This window comes from Paraburkholderia sp. A1RI-2L, from assembly GCF_048957375.1.
GTDB lineage: Bacteria > Pseudomonadota > Gammaproteobacteria > Burkholderiales > Burkholderiaceae > Paraburkholderia.
The window spans coordinates 1,813,018-1,830,182 of the sequence record NZ_JARBTA010000002.1; the positions used below are offsets into that span (position 1 = coordinate 1,813,018).

General features: G+C 65.5%; 11 protein-coding genes. 5 read left to right on the top strand and 6 right to left on the bottom strand.

The annotated features are described in order from the left end of the window. Positions 1–113: 113 nt before the first annotated feature. A complete protein-coding gene (locus PWP93_RS23085) occupies positions 114–5,858 on the bottom strand; it encodes an ESPR-type extended signal peptide-containing protein (RefSeq protein ID WP_421046092.1) in 5,745 nt (1,914 codons plus the stop codon). A gap of 472 nt (positions 5,859–6,330) precedes the next feature. On the opposite strand from PWP93_RS23085, the gene PWP93_RS23090 reads away from it, so the two are divergent. From PWP93_RS23090 to PWP93_RS23100, 3 genes are read left to right on the top strand one after another with little or no spacing between them, the layout of a single operon-like run. Then, positions 6,331–7,488, top strand: a complete 1,158-nt coding sequence (locus tag PWP93_RS23090; protein ID WP_421046093.1) for a DUF2827 domain-containing protein — start codon at positions 6,331–6,333, stop codon at positions 7,486–7,488. Between the two features lie 26 nt (positions 7,489–7,514). After that, complete coding sequence (locus tag PWP93_RS23095) at positions 7,515–8,687, top strand: DUF2827 domain-containing protein (RefSeq protein ID WP_421046170.1); 1,173 nt, start codon at positions 7,515–7,517, stop codon at positions 8,685–8,687. After that, positions 8,684–9,853 carry a DUF2827 domain-containing protein gene (locus PWP93_RS23100; protein ID WP_421046094.1) on the top strand — a complete coding sequence of 390 codons (1,170 nt, stop codon included), beginning with the start codon at positions 8,684–8,686 and terminating at the stop codon, positions 9,851–9,853. Before PWP93_RS23095 ends, PWP93_RS23100 begins: the two co-directional genes overlap by 4 nt. Here the strand turns inward: PWP93_RS23100 and ydiK are convergent. After that, positions 9,850–10,929: an AI-2E family transporter YdiK gene (ydiK, locus tag PWP93_RS23105; protein WP_421046095.1), complete on the bottom strand. Its 1,080-nt coding sequence runs from the start codon at positions 10,927–10,929 to the stop codon at positions 9,850–9,852. The genes PWP93_RS23100 and ydiK overlap by 4 nt on opposite strands. Positions 10,930–11,173: 244 nt before the next feature. Here ydiK and surE point away from each other — a divergent pair, with 244 nt between their 5' ends. After that, entirely contained in the window at positions 11,174–11,962 is a 789-nt protein-coding gene (surE, locus tag PWP93_RS23110) for a 5'/3'-nucleotidase SurE (protein WP_421025477.1), read from the top strand. 45 nt (positions 11,963–12,007) lie between these two features. Here surE and PWP93_RS23115 read toward each other — a convergent pair whose 3' ends face one another. Continuing rightward, complete coding sequence (locus tag PWP93_RS23115) at positions 12,008–12,787, bottom strand: cyclase family protein (protein ID WP_421046096.1); 780 nt, start codon at positions 12,785–12,787, stop codon at positions 12,008–12,010. 210 nt (positions 12,788–12,997) lie between these two features. Here PWP93_RS23115 and PWP93_RS23120 point away from each other — a divergent pair, with 210 nt between their 5' ends. Further along, on the top strand, positions 12,998–13,447 hold the full coding sequence (locus PWP93_RS23120; RefSeq protein ID WP_421025479.1) for a MarR family winged helix-turn-helix transcriptional regulator: 450 nt from the start codon (positions 12,998–13,000) through the stop codon (positions 13,445–13,447). Between the two features lie 31 nt (positions 13,448–13,478). On the opposite strand, the gene PWP93_RS23125 is transcribed toward PWP93_RS23120, so the two are convergent. From PWP93_RS23125 to PWP93_RS23135, 3 genes are all read right to left on the bottom strand, one after another. Then, positions 13,479–13,931, bottom strand: coding sequence for an acyl-CoA thioesterase (locus PWP93_RS23125; protein ID WP_421046097.1), 453 nt, complete (start codon positions 13,929–13,931; stop codon positions 13,479–13,481). 31 nt (positions 13,932–13,962) lie between these two features. Beyond that, complete coding sequence (locus tag PWP93_RS23130) at positions 13,963–15,507, bottom strand: indolepyruvate oxidoreductase subunit beta family protein (protein ID WP_421046098.1); 1,545 nt, start codon at positions 15,505–15,507, stop codon at positions 13,963–13,965. 15 nt (positions 15,508–15,522) lie between these two features. Beyond that, a partial coding sequence (locus PWP93_RS23135; protein ID WP_421046099.1) for a thiamine pyrophosphate-dependent enzyme occupies positions 15,523–17,165 on the bottom strand: 1,643 nt, incomplete at its 5' end.

Sequence of the window (17,165 nt, forward strand, 5' to 3'; positions counted from 1 at the left end):
GCGCTTGCGGCTGCGCGATGCAGTCGTAAAAAAACGGGCGACCGTTGCCGGCCGCCCGTCGTTCACTGCACTGCTACTTTTAGTTTTGGTTTTACTCGCCTGCTAGTGCTGGCTTACCACTTCCAGCCCACCCCCGCGTTCACGCCGACGTCATGACCCGTTGTCGAGACACCGGCGCCGTAACCCCAGCGGCCGTTGCCCGACAAGCCCTTGAAGTTCACCGCAACGGCGCTGTAGCCCTGGTATGAACCGAAGCCCACGCCCACCGTCTTCTCGCCGGCGTTGAGCGACGGCAGATACGTGCCGCTCATGGCCATCGCGAGCGCCGTGCCGGCGTAGGCCGTGCGCGCCACGTTGTTCACGTTGCTCTGCACGCTGCCGAGCTGCGAGACCGTTGCGGCATCGGTCGGAGCCACGCCCGCCGCGATGTTGGTGAGGCGGCGCTCCGTGCCGGCCGCGCCGAACGAGACGGTGTTGTCCTGATCGGCGACCGAGCCCTGGCCGATGGCCACCGAGTTGGCGCCCGGCGCCGAGGCGCCATAGCCTACCGCCACCGAACCGGCACCCGAGGCGCGCGAGTTCACGCCCACCGCCGTGCCGTTATGACCCGCGGCGATCGAACCCGAGCCGACTGCCACGGTGTTCGCGTTCGCCGTCGTGGCGCGGTAGCCCATGGCCGTCGAGTTGTCGCCTGTGGCGTTGGCGCTCGAGCCGTAAGCCGTTGCGCCTTCGCCGTTGGCGGTCACGCACAGACCCGAACCCGTTGCGTCCACACCGTTCACCGACGAGCAGTTCTGCGCGCTGATGTTCTGAATCGCACCGCCCGTCGCGCCACGCGTTTGCACCGTGCCGTCGTTGTTCATGCCGCCGGCCAGCGTGCCCATGAAGGCGTTGCCCGCGGCATTCGCAGCGTCGATCATCTGGACCACCGGCGCAACCGTGGTGGACAGCGAGTTCACCTGCGAGCTGACCGTCGAGAGGCCGGTCGACAGCGAGGACATGCCCGTCGAAGTCGAGGTGGACAGATCGCTCACCGTCGACGACAGCGAGCTGACGCCGCCGGAGCTGCTCGAAGCCGCCGTCGAGAGGCTTTGCAGGCTGCTATTGGTCGTGTCGATGCTGGTCGACAGCGAGTTGAAGCCCGCCGACGTAGCCGTCGACAACGAGTTCAGGTTGCTGTTGGTCGTATCGATGCCGGTCGAGAGCGAGGCCACGCTCGACGAGGTCGAGGTCGACAGCGAGTTCAGGTTGCTGTTGGTCGTATCGATGCCGGTCGACAGCGAGGCCACGCTCGCCGAGGTCGAGGTCGACAGCGAGTTCAGGTTGCTGTTGGTCGTATCGATGCCGGTCGAGAGCGAGGCCACGCTCGCCGAAGTCGAGGTCGACAGCGAGTTCAGGTTGCTGTTGGTCGTATCGATGCCGGTCGACAGCGAAGCCACGCTCGACGACGTGGACGAGGATAGCGACTCGACACCGGTCGAGAGCGAGGCGACGCTCGTGGACGTGGACGTCGACAGCGAATGCAGGCTGCTGTTGGTCGTATCGATGCCGGTGGACAGCGAGGCCACGCTCGACGAGGTCGAGGTCGACAGCGAGTTCAGGTTCGCGTTCGTCGTGTCGATGCCGGTCGAGAGCGAGGCGACGCTCGTCGAGGTCGAGGTCGACAGCGAGATCACGACGGTCGACAGCGAAACGATGCCGGTCGAGAGCGACACCACGCCCGTCGACAGCGAGCTCACGCTGGTCGAGGTCAGCGTGGACAGCGACGACAGGCCCGTCGACAGATCCACGTAGCCCGTGGACGTCGAAGTCGAGAGCGAGTCCAGCATGCTGTTGGTCGTATCGAGACCGGTCGACAGCGACGACAGGCCCGTGGAGGTCACGGTCGAGAGCGAGCTCAAGCCCGTCGATGCCGAGGTCGACAGGGAGTCGATGCTCGTCGAGGTCGACGAGGACAGGCTGGCCAGGTTGCTATCGGTAGTCGAAAGACCGGTCGAAAGCGAAGACAGGCCCGTAGAGGTCACGGTCGACAGCGAGCTGAGGCCGGTCGATGCTGAGGTCGACAGCGAATCGAGGCCCGTCGAGGTCGACGAGGACAGGCTGGCCAGGTTGCTATCGGTGGTCGACAGACCGGTCGAAAGCGAAGACAGACCCGTTGAGGTCACGGTCGAGAGCGAGCTGAGGCCGGTCGATGCCGAAGTCGACAGCGTGTCGATGCTGGTCGACAGCGAGCTGGCGCTTGTCGAGGTCGACATGGAGAGGCTGGCCACGTTGCTATCGGTGGTCGACAGACCGGTCGAAAGCGAAGACAGGCCCGTAGAGGTCACGGTCGAGAGCGAGCTGAGACCCGTCGAAGCCGAAGTCGACAGCGTATCGATGCTGGTCGACAGCGAGCTGGCGCTCGTGGAGGCCGATGTGGACAGCGAGTCGACGCCGGTGGAGAGGCTGGCCACGTTGCTATCGGTGGTCGACAGACCCGTGGAGAGCGAGGACAGACCCGTTGAGGTCACGGTCGAGAGCGAGCTGAGACCCGTCGAAGCCGAAGTCGACAGCGTATCAATGCTGGTCGACAGCGAGCTGGCGCTCGTGGAGGCCGATGTGGACAGCGAGTCGACGCCGGTGGAGAGGCTGGCCACGTTGCTATCGGTGGTCGACAGACCCGTCGACAGCGAGGACAGACCCGTTGAGGTCACGGTCGAGAGCGAGCTGAGACCCGTCGAAGCCGAAGTCGACAGCGTGTCGATGCTGGTCGACAGCGAGCTGGCGCTCGTCGAAGTCGACGAGGAGAGACTGGCCACGTTGCTGTCGGTGGTCGAGAGACCGGTCGAGAGCGAGGACAGGCCCGTGGAGGTCACCGTCGAGAGCGAGCTGAGACCCGTCGAAGCCGAGGTCGACAACGTGTCGATGCTGGTCGACAGCGAGCTGGCGCTCGTCGAAGTCGACGAAGACAAGCTGGCCACGTTGCTATCGGTGGTCGACAGACCCGTGGAGAGCGAGGACAGACCCGTGGAGGTCACGGTCGACAGCGAGCTGAGACCCGTCGAAGCCGAGGTCGACAGCGTGTCGATGCTGGTCGACAGCGAGCTGGCGCTCGTCGAAGTCGACGAGGACAGGCTGGCCACGTTGCTGTCGGTGGTCGAGAGACCGGTCGAGAGCGAGGACAGGCCCGTGGAGGTCACCGTCGACAGCGAGCTGAGACCCGTCGAAGCCGAGGTCGACAGCGTGTCGATGCTGGTCGACAGCGAGCTGGCGCTCGTCGAAGTCGACGAGGACAGGCTGGCCACGTTGCTGTCGGTGGTCGAGAGACCGGTCGAGAGCGAGGACAGGCCCGTGGAGGTCACCGTCGACAGCGAGCTGAGACCCGTCGAAGCCGAGGTCGACAGCGTGTCGATGCTGGTCGACAGCGAGCTGGCGCTCGTCGAAGTCGACGAGGACAGGCTGGCCACGTTGCTGTCGGTGGTCGAGAGACCGGTCGAGAGCGAGGACAGGCCCGTGGAGGTCACCGTCGACAGCGAGCTGAGACCCGTCGAAGCCGAGGTCGACAGCGTGTCGATGCTGGTCGACAGCGAGCTGGCGCTCGTCGAAGTCGACGAGGACAGGCTGGCCACGTTGCTGTCGGTGGTCGAGAGACCGGTCGAGAGCGAGGACAGGCCCGTGGAGGTCACGGTCGACAGCGAGCTGAGACCCGTCGAAGCCGAAGTCGACAACGTGTCGATGCTGGTCGACAGCGAGCTGGCGCTCGTCGAAGTCGACGAAGACAAGCTGGCCACATTGCTATCGGTGGTCGAGAGACCGGTCGACAGCGAAGACAGCCCCGTGGAGGTCACCGTCGAGAGCGAGCTGAGGCCCGTCGAAGCCGAAGTCGACAGCGTATCGATGCTGGTCGACAGTGAGCTGGCGCTCGTCGAAGTCGACGAAGACAGGCTGGCCACGTTGCTATCGGTGGTCGACAGACCCGTCGACAGCGAGGACAGACCCGTGGAGGTCACGGTCGACAGCGAGCTGAGACCCGTCGATGCCGAAGTCGACAGCGTATCGATGCTGGTCGACAGCGAGCCGGCGCTCGTCGACGTCGAGGTCGACAGCGAACTGATGCTGGTCGAGGACGAGGCGGCCAGATCGGCCAGTGCCGTCGACAGCGAGTCGGTGTTGCCGGTGGCGTTCGCGGTTGCCGTCGACAGGCTCGCGAGGCTGCTGTTGGTCGTCGACAGACCCGTGGACAGCGAGTCGACGCCGCTCGAGAGGCTCGCGACGTTGCTGTTGGTGGTCGACAGACCCGTCGAGAGCGAGCTCAAGCCCGTCGAGGACGAAATGGACAAGCTCGTGAGGTTGCTATCCGTGGTCGAGAGACCGGTCGACAGCGATGACAGACCCGTGGAGGTGACGGTCGAGAGCGAGCTCAGCCCCGTCGAGGCCGACGTGGACAGGCTCGCGAGGTTGCTATCGGTCGTCGAGAGACCGGTCGAGAGCGAGCTGACGCTCGTCGAGAGGCTTGAATCGCTCGTGCTCAATTGGGCAACCGTTACGGCATCTTGCGGTGCCGAGCCGTCCGCGACGTTGGTGACGCGACGCAGCTCGCCCGCGTTGCCGACCGAGACCTCGGCCACGGGTGCCGCCGTGCCGGTGGCGTAGCCAGTGCCCGTCGGAGCGGCGGCGCCGGTCGTGCTGTTGGCGCCAATCGCCACGCTGTCCGCATAGGCAGCGTTCGCGTTCGGGCCGATCGCCACGGCGTTCGTTGCGCTGGCCGTCGTGGTGCTGCCGAGCGCAAGCGCGCCGGTGCCGTTGGCGGTCGTCGTGAGACCGAGCGCAACCGCGCCGTTGCCCAGCGCCTTGTTGGCGCTGCCGAGCGCGACCGCGCCGTCGCCGGTCGCGCTCTGCGCACGGCCGATGGCCACGGCGCCGCCGGCGGCGGTCGTGCTGTTCGCGTTGGTGGCGGCCGAGCCGATCGCCACGTTCTGACCCGTCGCGCCCGCCACCGAGCTGTCGCCCTGGGCGATGCCATAGTTGCCTTGCGCCACCGCGAGATAGCCGAGCGCAATGGCCGACTGGCCGGCTGCCGTGGACTGTCCACCCAACGCGAGCGCGGCCCTTCCGCTCGCATTCGCGAGCGTGCCAATGGCGACCGTGTCCGTGGCGCTCGCGGTCGCGTACGTGCCAAACGCAAACGAGCCCTGGCCCGATGCGGTCGCGTTGATGCCGAGGGACGATGCGCCCGTACCCGAGGCAACCGCGCCCCAGCCATTCGCGTTCGAGCCGATGCCGGTCGCCTGCGAGCCGCAGCCAGTGGCGAACGAGTTCATGCCGGTCGCCAGCGTGTTGCCCACGCCATTGGCGGTAGGCGCCTGGGCACTCGTGACAAACACGTTGCCTAACGTTTGCGCGCCGGTCCAGGTGTTGATGCCGCCGGTCTGGCCCGGGCCCGTATTGGAGGCAGCGCCATATGAAAGCCTGGTAGTCTGTTGACCAAAGCCATACAGACCACCGGTGTAGTTCGCGCCTGTGCCGTAGATCATCGACGTCACGCTCGACGTGCCCGCCGGCGCCAACATCCCGCAGTCGATCGCGCCAGCTAAGGCAACACCGTTGAAGCTCGTCGCCACCGTGTTCTGATAGGTGTAGCTAGTCGGGCCGTCTGCATACTGGAAGTTGGTGTTGGCGCCGCCGATACCCGCTACGACGGGCTGAGCGAATACAGCGAAGAGACCCGCTCCCAGCACGGCGATGGCCGCGGCACGCGTCAGCGGGCGTCCCGCCTTGCGTTCGGACTTGCTTGACTTTCCTTTAGCAGAATCTATTTCACTGACCGCCACCCAGGCGTTCAGCGCTTCGTTATATACCGTGCGATAAGCTTTGTTCATGACACCCTCGGGTCGGACTCGCGAGCCTCAACCGGCTCCTTGAATTCGGTTTCTTTAACCGGCCAGACGTTTCCGCTTTTTCTCGGAAATCGAATGTCGCAAGCATTCCATCCGGCGCCGACCCGCTCTATAGAAATCCTTCTATTACCCGCGCACGCCCCTCGCTATCGAATTTGTCTTACTCCCGTAGCCCGTTGCAAGGCCGAAAAGCAGGGTGTTTCAAGGCATGGCCGACCATACCTTTAAATTCGTATAAATAGCCAATCTGGTAATTGACGCAAATAAACAACTCCCCCCACTTTCGAATTTTTACGGTGTGCCACCTCGCACGGAAACCCGCTCCACTCATTCAGGGATTTAAATTCGAGATATTCGAATTATTCCGATATCGACACTTCCGGCGCCAGCGCAAACTGCCTCTCATCGCGCATCCCTGCAATTCCATCCCCGCGCAATACACGGAAAACACATCATGAGAATCGGCATTTCGGTGCTCAGTCACGAGGGTCAGAGTATCTGGCAGAACGGGCTCGGCCAAAACGTCATCTTCATTGCACAAGCTTTCCAGCGGCTCCCGCTCGTGGAGTCGGTCGTGCTCATCGACGTCGGCAGCGAACAGCGCCTGCCGCAACCGGTCGACGCCATCGCGCCGGGCCTCTCCATCCTCACCCAGCGCGAAGCGACGGACGCCGTCGACGTGGTCATCGAAATGGCCGGCGCGCTCGATAACGTGTGGCTCGACCTGATGCGCGCGCGTGGCCGCAAGGTGGTCTATTACTGCTGCGGGCAACCGTACGTGGGGCTCGTAGAGCCGGTCGTGTTCGACAAGCCCGTGCACACCTCGCGCCCGGACCGCTGCGACGAAATCTGGGTGGTCTCCAAGGACCGCCTGCACGTGCCGATGATGCGCACGCTGCACCGCTGCCCCGTGCACGTGGTGCCCTATGTGTGGCACGCGGGTTTCCTGCAGGCGCGCATCGCCGAGCTGGCCCAGCACGGCCTGGAATACGGCTATGGAACAGAGCGCAGCCGCAGCGCTCGCGAAGCTGCCGGCGGCGCGCTGCGCGTGGCGATCTTCGAGCCGAATATCTCGGTAGTGAAGTGCTCGAGCATCCCGATGCTGGCCTGCGATGAGGCGTACCGCGCCGACCGCGCGAGCATCGCCGCGCTGCACGCGCTCAATACGCTGCACATGAAAGATCATCTGACGATGCTGCATCTGGCCAACTCGCTCGATCTCGTGCGCGAGCATCGCGCCACCTTTCATGGCCGCCACGATATCGCGGGCTTCATGAGCCAGCACACCGATGCCGTGGTCGCGCATCAATGGGACAACGACCAGAACTACAGCTATCTCGACGTGCTGTACGGCGATTACCCGCTCATTCACAACTCGCCATGGCTTGCCGGCTTCGGCGCGGGCTATTACTACCCGGGCTTCGACGCTCACGAAGGCGGCCAGCAGCTGATCGCCGCCTCGCGCACGCACGACGCCGGGCTTGCCGCGTACCGCGCCCGCACGCACGCCGTGTTCGACGCAGTTGATCCGTATAACGAAGCAAATCTGCGTGGCTATGCGCAGCGCCTGCAAGCGCTCGTCGAGCACGCCCCGATCCGGAGGTCCGTATGAACACGCCCGAAACCGCCCAGAAAAGCATGCAGCCCGCATCCTCGCAATGCCGCCGGGCCGCATCGACGCCGCACGGCCTCAAGGTTGGCGTATCGCTCTTCGTGCGCAAGGGTGAGCAGTCGCTGTGGGAAAACGGCATCTTCCAGAACTGCCTCTTTCTCGTGATGCTCCTGCGCAAGGTTCCATCGGTGGCCGAGGTCTATCTCGTGATCGGCGGCGGCGACGGCGACCTCGAAGATGCGCGCCGCTTCGTCAAGGACGCGCCCGCGCCGCTCATCGACATGGCCGAAGCGGCCACGCGGCTCGACCTGATGGTCGAAATGAGCGCGCAACTCGACCGCGCGTGGATTGCCAACTTCCGCGAGCGCGGCGGCAAGGTCGTCTCGATGCGCGTGGGCAACGACTATGTGATCGATATCGAGCGCATGATTTTCAACCTGCCGCACGCGCTGCTCATCAGCGGCGCGCCTTACGACGAGATCTGGACGCTGGCCGAGTACGAAACCACTTGCATGCCGTACTATCGCAGCGCCATGCGCGCACCGGTGCGCATCATGCCTCATCTGTGGACCCCGCTCGTGCTCGAGAAGGCCACCGCCGCGCTGCCCGAAGGCCAGCATTTCGGCTACGAGCCGGGCCGCCGCCGCTGGCGCGCGGGCATCTTCGAGCCGAATATCTGCATGGTCAAGACCAGCCAGATTCCGATGCTGTGCTGCGAGAGCGCGCACCGCGCGAATCCCGATGCGCTCGAACACGTGTGGGTCTACAACACCTTCAAGTCCAGGGAGCATGCGGGCTTTCGCAGCTTCGCCAATAGTCTCGATATCGTGCGCCACGGGCTGGCATCGTTCGAAGGGCGCTATCCGTTCTATCAGGTCATGGCGCGGGACGTGGATGTGGTCGTCACGCATCAATGGGAGAACCCGCAGAATTACCTGTACTACGAAGCATTGCACGGCGGCTATCCGCTCGTGCACAACTCGCATCTGATCGGCAACTGCGGCTATCGCTATCACGACTTCGACTGCGAGGAAGGCGGGCAAGCCTTGTTGCACGCACTCGCCACGCACGACAACAACCTGGATTCGTACCGGCGCGATGCGCAAGCGTTCCTCGCGACGCTGCACCCCGAGTACGCCGCCAACGTCCACGCCTACGGCGCCGCCATTGCCGCGCTGTTCGAAAAGGAAGCAGCATGAGCACCGCCACGCAAAACGGCAAGAACCGAGCCAAAGACCTCAGAATCGGCATCACGATCGGGCTGCATCAGCCCAACGAAACGCTCTGGAACAACGGCATCAAGCAGAACGCAGTGTTTCTCGCCGACACGCTGCGGCACTGCCCCGGCGTCGCGAGCGTCACGCTCGTGAACACCACCGCCGTGCCGGTGACGCGCGAACTGCCGTGGAGTCTCGATCGCTGGCCCACGCGCGCGTTCGACGAGGCGAAGGACGAACTGGATCTCGTGATCGAGCTGGGCGGCCAGCTGGACGGCGAACGCACCGCGTGGCTGAAGTCGCGCGGCGTGCGGCTGGTCTCCTACTGCTGCGGCTTCGAGTACATCCACGCCACCGAGGGGATGCTCTTCAACAAGCCCATGTGGAACGGCAATCTGTTCGTCAACCAGCGCTACGACGACATCTGGATCATTCCGCAGGTGGCCGGCAACAGCCAGTCCTACCTCGAAGTCCTGCGCCGCACGACGGGGCGCGTCGTGCCATTCGTGTGGAGCCCGGTGTTCCTCGAGGAGCGCACCCGCGCGCTGCCTGGCGGCGGCGTGTACGCGCCACGCGACGAAGGCCGCGCGCCGGCCCGGCTCACGGTGATGGAGCCCAACATCAACGTCGTGAAGTTCTGCCTCTACCCTGCGCTGATCGCGGAGCTGGCCTATCGCGCGCGCCCCGATGCCATCGAGCTGCTGCAGGTGACCAATGCGCTGAAGCTCGCACAGGAGAACCGCGATTTCATCGCGTTGATGAACCAGCTCGATATCGTGCGCGAGCATAAGGCGCTGTTTCTCGGCCGCCACGACACGCCGACCTTCCTCGCGCAGAACACCGACGTGGTGGTCTCCCACCAGCTGGAAAATCCGCTGAACTACTTCTATCTGGAAGTGTGCTGGCAGGGCTACCCGCTGGTGCACAACGCCACGCTGTGCCGCGAGCTCGGCTACTACTACGAGGCCAACGATGCCCATCATGGCGCACGGCAGCTCATCCGGGCCATCGACGCGCGCGGGTGCAACACCGCCGGCTGGCGCATGCAGCAGCGCCGGGAGATCGCGCGCTTCCTGCCGTTCAACGAGCGGGTCGTGAAAACGTATCAGGCATTGCTCGATGAGTTGATGGCGCGGCCGCTGCGCTAGGCTTGCGGAGCTTCAGGCTGGGTGGTCGGCGCCTTGTTCATCCACGCAGTCAGCAGCGCGGACGACACTGCGAGGATCGCCGGGCCGATGAACAGGCCCACGATGCCGAACGCAACCATGCCGCCGAGCACGCCGGAGAGGATCAGCAGCATCGAGAGGTTCACGCCGCGCCGGATCAGCACCGGACGCACGAAGTTGTCGAGCATGACGACGAAAATGGACCAGACTCCGAGCAAGATCGCCGCGAGGTGCGCGTCGTGAACGAACAGCCAGATCGCACTGCCGAACAGCGGCAGGCCCGGGCCGATCTGCGCGAGGCAAAGCATCAGCATCAAGGCGACGAGCACGCCCGCGCCCGGGACGCCCGCCACCGCGAGCCCGATGCCGCCGAGCGCCGACTGGAGCACCGCCGTCACGACGATGCCGAGCGCCACCGCGCGGATCGCCGCGCCCGCGAGACGCACCGCCTCCGCGCCATAGCGCGGGCCCACGCGCTCCGCGAAGCGCAGGATGAAGGCGGCGGCCTGCTCGCCTTGCATGTACAGCACGCCGGTGATGATCACGGTGATGAACATGTGGATCACGAACACGCCCACCGAAGCGGCGTGCCCGATGAGCCAGTGTGCCGCGATGGTGACGTAGGGCTCGAGCCGCGCGAGCAGGCCACCGGGGCCCGCGTCGGAGAGCGACTGCCATTCGCTCGCCGCGCGTGGGCCGATCATGGGCACATCGTGAATCCAGCCAGGCGGCGGCGGCAAGGCGTACGTGGGCAGCTTGCGGATCAGATCCATGATCTCGGCGCCGTGCTCGGCGAGCGTGGAGATCGCCTGGTAGAGCGGCAGGACGATCACGACCAGCAGGATCAACAGCATGACGAGCGTGGCGAGCCCGCGCCGATTGCCGAGACGCCGCTGGACGGCGAGCATCGCGGGCCACGTTGCAACGACGATCATGGTCGCCCAGATCAGCCCCGGAATGAACGGGCGCATGACGTACAGGGAGCCGACCGTCAACGCACAGAGAATCGCGACGACAAACAGGACGCGAGCAATATCTGGCAGGTCTTGCGACTTCACGGGCTCTCCTCGCGGCAGGCAGGCCGCATTCACCACATTGACGATTGAATCGACGAACTCGAACTTGAGCGGCGGCCCGGAGCACGGCGCCGCCGAGCCGCTAGTCTATCCCGGATGGACCATGATCCGGCGCGAAATAGCGCGCAATCGTCCTGACTGCCGATGGGGCCCGGTGGTGACCGAGGGTGCACGATAGTGACCCCTGGTGGCCGATAATAGCCGTCCACTTCCAACGAGACCTGCCATGTCCTCATCCGACCCGAAACTGCCCTGCGTGCTCCTCACCAACGACGACGGCATCGACGCGCCCGGCCTCGCAGTGCTCGAAGCCGTCGCCGCCGAGCTCGCGCACGAAGTGTGGGTGGTCGCGCCCGAGCACGACCAGAGCGGCACGTCCCATTCGATCAGCCTGCATTCGCCGCTGCGGGTGAGCCGGCGCGGCGAGCGCCGCTTCGGCGTGCTCGGCACGCCCGGCGACTGCGTGGTGATGGCGGTGCGCCACCTGATGGGCGACGTGAGGCCCACGCTCGTGCTCTCGGGCATCAACCGCGGCGCCAATCTCGGCGTGGAGACGATGTTTTCGGGCACGGTGGGCGCAGCCATGACGGGCTTGCTGCTTGGCCTGCCGTCGATCGCGCTGAGCCAGACCTTCCGCGACCGCGAGCATGTGCGCTGGGACACGGCCCGCGCGCTCGCGCCGGACGTGATCCGGCGCCTCGCGGCGATTTCGCACGAGGCGCCGGTGTGTCTGAACGTGAATTTCCCCGACGTGGATGCGAGCGCGGCCGGACCGCTCACTGTCACGCGCCAGGGGGTGGGGCTCGTGCAGGGCATCGACGTGGTTCCGCAAATCGATCCGCGCGGCATTGAATATCACTGGCTGCGCTTCACGCGCGGCCCGCGCGAGAACGGGCCGGATTCGGAAACGGCCGTGGTCATCTCGGGGCGCATTTCGGTCACGCCGCTCAATTTCGATCGCACCGACGAGCGCACCTTCGCGGTGCTCAGCGAGGCGCTGGGCGCGGGCCGCTGAACCACCAGGCAAGAAGCCGCCGGGCCGTTGCGGCGGCGATTCAGCTCAGTCCTGCACCAGCGCGAGCACGCGCAAGGGGCTGCCCGAGCCGGCCTGGATCTTCAGCGGCGCCGAGACGATCAGCGCGCCCGTGGGCGGCAGTTGGTCAAGATTGCGCAGGCATTGCAGGCCATAGCGGTTCGAGCCGTGCATGAGCGTGTGGCACGGATACGGCACGGGCCAGGCATAGGCCTGCCCCGCGTCGGTATTGATGGTCTCGACGCCGAAGCCATGCACCTCGCGCTCGCGAATGAGCCACTCGACCGCCTGCTGAGTCGGCCCCGGCGTGTGCGCGCCGTCTTCGCGCAGGTTCAGGAACTCGGCCGGATCCGTGCGCTTCGACCAGTCCGAGCGCAGCAGGACCCATGCGCCCGCGGGAATGCGGCCGTGGCGCGCCTCCCAGGCCTGCAGAAAGTCCACCGTCAGCAGCCAGTCTGGATTTGCTGCGACTTCGGCGCTCGCGTCCAGCACCACGGCCGGCGCAATGAAATTTTTCACGTCGATGGTGTCCACGGCGTTTTGTGCGTGGTCCTTGCCGGAAATCCAGTGCACCGGCGCATCGAAGTGCGTGCCGGTATGCTCGCCGCACGAAAAATTGTTCCAGTACCAGCCAGGGCCGCGCTCGTCGTACTGGCTGATCTTCTCCATCTTGAACGCCCACACCTGGCCGAATTGCGGCGGTAGTTGCAAGGCCGGGAAATCGGGCGAAAGCGTTTGCGTGAGATCGACCACGCGCACACGACCGCTCGCCAGATCAGTGGTCAGTTGCTCCAGACTGCTCGTCATGTTGGGCTCCTCTGCTCGTTGAACTGCCGACGTGCCCGGCTTTCACCACACCCGGCCACACACGCCAAAATTATCTTTAGGCCTAAATCAATTCAAAATCATGGTTAACCCCTTTTCCCCTTTCGGAAACAGGGAGTCGGGTGCGAGGGTCGTGGTATGTTTGCGTTCCGGCGGAGGTCGTCCACACTCCGCAGCCCGTCAATTTCCCGTATGAGCCCGTCTTCTCCCAACAGCTTTGTCGACAGTTACACGCCGGCGTTGCTCGCCCAGGTCAGCCAGCTGATTTCCGGCGAATTCCATGTGATCGTGCAGGCGGCCGGCTTCGAGGTCTCTGACTGGCGCGTGCTGTCCACGCTTTCCGATGGGAAAGCCATGAGCATCGGCCGCCTGGCGCAGATTTCCGTGACGAAACAGCCGACCGTGACGCGGCTGCTCGACCGCATGGAGGCGCAAGGCTATGTCAAGCGCATCCCCAGCGAGACGGACCGGCGCGTCACGTTCGTGCGCATCACGCCGCAAGGGCAGAAGCTAGTTTCCGAACTGATCGTGCAGGCGAGGCGGCACGAAGATCAGGTGCTCGCGCCGCTCGGCGCGCAAAAGGCCGAGGAACTGAAGGCCACGCTGCGCCTGCTGATCGATCTGCATCGCCCGCCTGCCTGAGCGCCTGCCTGAGCGCCTGGCCACGCCCTGCTCAGTGCTCGCGCGCCCGCACCTCGGCTGCCGGCGCCGCGCGTCCAATCGCGTCGCGCAAATCGTCGGGAATCGGCATGGCCTTGTGCGTGTCGAGCGAGGTCGTCACGATGGTCTGCCGGGCGCTCATGCGCACGACGCCGTCGGTACCCGTGCATGCCCACGCCAGCGTGAGCGACGCATGCCCGATGCGCTCGACGTCGAGCGAGAGCCACACCTCGTCGCCCATCTTGCTGACCGCCTTGAAATCGACTTCCAGACGCACCGTGGGCAGGCCCACGCGCCGCGCACCGATCACACCGTGATAGCCCTCGGGCAGCAGCGTGTCGATCCACGACTCGATGAGGTCGTTGAACAGCACGAAGTACTGTGGGTAAAACACGATGCCGGCCGGATCGCATTCGGAAAAGTGAATCTTGTGCCGTTGGCTGAAGGTAGGCGCACTGGTTTTCATCGCAATCAAGGTTTCCCGGATAACGCCGCGATTATGCCAGCGCATGCCGCGCAAGCGCGGCACGCAGCTTGTGGCCGTGCTCGTCGGCGAGTGCCGCGTCGCGAAGCTCGCGCAAGGTCGCGGGCGCGAGCCGCGCCCCCGCTTGCACGACCGCCCCCATCAGCGTCTGGTAGTTCGCGAGCCCGCGGGCATGGGTGTCGCTGTAGCCCTTCACGAGACGCTGGCATTGCGCGACCTCGACGGCCAACGCCGGATTGTGCTGCGCGGACTGCGCGATCTGCTGCAGCCACGCCTCGATGCGCGCGGTCTCCAGTTCGTAGCGCAGCGTGCGGTGGCGCATGCCGCGCAGGCGCGCGACCGCGTGGAGCATCAGATAGCCGCGCAGCGAGCTGGTCTTGATCACGCGCCCCGCTTTCGTGTGTCGCTCGACGAGCCGATGAACGGCGTGAGGCCTCGCGAGCCAGCGGCCGATTCCAGCGGGCAGGGTCTCGCAGATTTCCTCGATGCGCGGATGCATGAACTCGTTGATCGCGAGCAGCTGGTCCGGCTGCGCGCGCACTTCGCCGCGCACGCGCTCGAAACGCGAGGCGCGCGTCTTGAGGTCGGCCACGCGGATCGTATCCTCGTACGACATCCATAGCGCAAGATGGCGCGCCGTCTCGCGCAGCAAGTTGACCGGCGCATCGGCCACCTTGCCGCGCAGTTTCGCGAGCCGGTCGAGATACAGCGCCGCATAATCGGGGTCCTGATAATCGATCAGCCTGCGCATGCCCTCGATGGCGAACGGCTGGACCTCGGCTGGCAACTCCGTGCGCACGCGCTCGAGCAAGCGGGCCACTGCCGGGTCGCGCGGCGCCGGCGCGGGTTGCTGCCCATTCGGCTGCGAGCCTTCCTGCGTGGCGGCTTGCGCTGTGTCCTGTGCGTTGTCCCGTGACTCGTCCTGCGCTTCGTCCATGCCCGCGCGTGCATGGCCCAGATCGAAAGCACGCAGGCTGGGCTTCACGCCCACGCCGCCGCGCTCGATGGTTTCCTCGAACTGGCGGCGGCTGAACGGCAGCACGCCGGTGCCCGCGAGCGCGCCGAACAGCACCGCGCTGATCACGCTGCCGCTCGCTTCGGCCGCCTGCGCCATGTCGAAGCGCACGAAGCGCTTCGCGGCCTGGCCCGCGTGAGCGATCAGCGCGCGGTCGTCCACGCGGCCATCGCCCATGGCGGTTTTCTCGGCGATCGAATACACGCGGTGCGTCGAGGCCACGAGCGTCGTGCGCTCCGGCGTCACGAGCCCGCGTTGCACCGCGCGGCCCGCTTCCATCAACTCCGAAGCGAGCACCACGTCGACGTCGCCAGGCAGCGGCATCAGGGCGAGAATGGGCGCGCGCGCTTCGGTCTCGTCGCGCGCGAACAGCTCGACGTAATAAATGGTCGCCCCGGTGCGCTGCGCGACGCCCGGTACCGAGGTGGTCTGCGCGTGGTAGCCGTTGTGCTCGCCCAGGTCGACGATCCAGTCGGCCAGCACGCCGCCGCCCTCGCCGCCCATGGCGAGAATCGCGATCTTGATCGGTTGTGCTTGAGTCATGATCTCTCCTCGCGCTCAGAAGGCATAACGCGCACGGCGGCGCGCTTCACGGCGCTGCAGCCAGCCGATCGCGGCGTTGCGCACGCGCTGGCGCAGCTTGTCCATTTTCGAAGGATTGCTGATGATTTGCGCGCGGTAGAACGACGGGCACAGCACGGCCGCGTGCGAAACCTCGCCGCATAAACCGCACCCCACGCAACTATCGAGCACGCTTGCTACCGGATCGGTGCGCAGCGGATCGGGGTTGGGCTTGATAGAAAGCGACGGGCATCCCGAGAGGCGGATGCACGAGTGATCGCCCGTGCAGGTATCCGAATCGACGCCAAAGCGCTCGCGCACCACGCGCTCGCCGGCGGCAATCGCCTTGCGCTGCTTCGGCTTCTCGCGGCGCTGCTTGTTCAGCATGCATTCGCTCTGCGCGATCAGCACCTTGGGGCCTTTCTCGCCCGTGGTGAGCGCCTCCCTGAGCGTCGCCATCATCGTCTTGAGGTCGTAGGTGCGGCGCACGGCCTTCACCCACTTCACGCCCACGCCGCGCACCGCCTGCTCGATTTCGTGGCCCGTACTGCGCGTGGGGTTGAGCGCCGTCGACGAAAGAATGTCCTGGCCGCCCGTGGCCGACGTATAGCTGTTGTCGACGACGATCGTGAGGTTGTCGCTCTTGTTGAAGACCGCGTTGGCAATACCGCTCGTGAGGCCGTTGTGCCAGAAGCCGCCGTCACCCATCACCGAAATGGCGCGCTTGTCCGCGCTCGCATTGAGCGCCGACGCACTCGCGCTGCCGAGCCCATAGCCCATGGTGGTCGCGCCCAGATTGAAGGGCGGCAGGATCGAGAACAGGTGACAGCCGATGTCGGCGCTCACGTGGTGCGGACCCAACTCGCGCTCGACGAGCTTCATCGCCGTGAAGATAGGGCGTTCGGGGCAGCCCGTGCAAAAGCCGGGCGGGCGCGCGTGCACGCTGGCGTCGAGCGCGGGCACGGTTTCCTCGGCGGGCACGGCCTTCACCGGAATCACCTTGCGCGGCGCCGCTAGCGGTTCGAGCACGCCATAGCGCTCGAAGAACGCGCGCAGCCCCTTCATTACCGTGGCCGTGTTGTATTCGCCGGCGAGCGGCAACATGTCCTTGCCATGCAGCGCGGCGCTCACGCCGCGTTGGCGCAGGATCGCGCTCGCGTTCTGCTCGACGAAGTTCGGCTGCCCTTCCTCGATCACGAGCACTGCGCGCTTGCCCGCGCAGAATCGTTCCCACTCCGAATCGATGAGCGGGTATGCCACGTTCATCACATAAAGCGGAATGGCCGATTCGCCGTAGACATCGGCGAGACCCAGCCGTTCGAGCGCGCGCAGCACCGTGTTGTAGCTGCCGCCCTGCACCGCGATGCCGATATCGCGCGCGTCGGCCGAGAAAAATTCGTTGAGTTGTCGCTCTTCGATGAATTGCACGGCGGCCGGCCAGCGCTCGTGAATCTTCTCGCGCTCGTGCAGAAAGCTCGCGGGCGGCAGCACGATGCGCTCGACATCGCGAACCGGATGCTCGAGCGCGTCCTTGATCGTGAAAGCCGAGCGGCGGTTATCGGACGCCACGAACTGACCGTGCACATGGCACGCGCGAATGCGCAGTTGCAGCATGACGGGCGTGTGGCTCGCCTCCGAAA

Bases quoted from the DNA above. Each gene is read 5' to 3' on its own strand.
- PWP93_RS23085 (WP_421046092.1), bottom strand. From the start codon at position 5,858: ATGAACAAAGCTTATCGCACGGTATATAACGAAGCGCTGAACGCCTGG.
- PWP93_RS23090 (WP_421046093.1), top strand. From the start codon at position 6,331: ATGAGAATCGGCATTTCGGTGCTCAGTCACGAGGGTCAGAGTATCTGG.
- PWP93_RS23095 (WP_421046170.1), top strand. From the start codon at position 7,515: ATGCAGCCCGCATCCTCGCAATGCCGCCGGGCCGCATCGACGCCGCAC.
- PWP93_RS23100 (WP_421046094.1), top strand. From the start codon at position 8,684: ATGAGCACCGCCACGCAAAACGGCAAGAACCGAGCCAAAGACCTCAGA.
- surE (WP_421025477.1), top strand. From the start codon at position 11,174: ATGTCCTCATCCGACCCGAAACTGCCCTGCGTGCTCCTCACCAACGAC.
- PWP93_RS23115 (WP_421046096.1), bottom strand. From the start codon at position 12,787: ATGACGAGCAGTCTGGAGCAACTGACCACTGATCTGGCGAGCGGTCGT.
- PWP93_RS23120 (WP_421025479.1), top strand. From the start codon at position 12,998: ATGAGCCCGTCTTCTCCCAACAGCTTTGTCGACAGTTACACGCCGGCG.
- PWP93_RS23125 (WP_421046097.1), bottom strand. From the start codon at position 13,931: ATGAAAACCAGTGCGCCTACCTTCAGCCAACGGCACAAGATTCACTTT.
- PWP93_RS23130 (WP_421046098.1), bottom strand. From the start codon at position 15,507: ATGACTCAAGCACAACCGATCAAGATCGCGATTCTCGCCATGGGCGGC.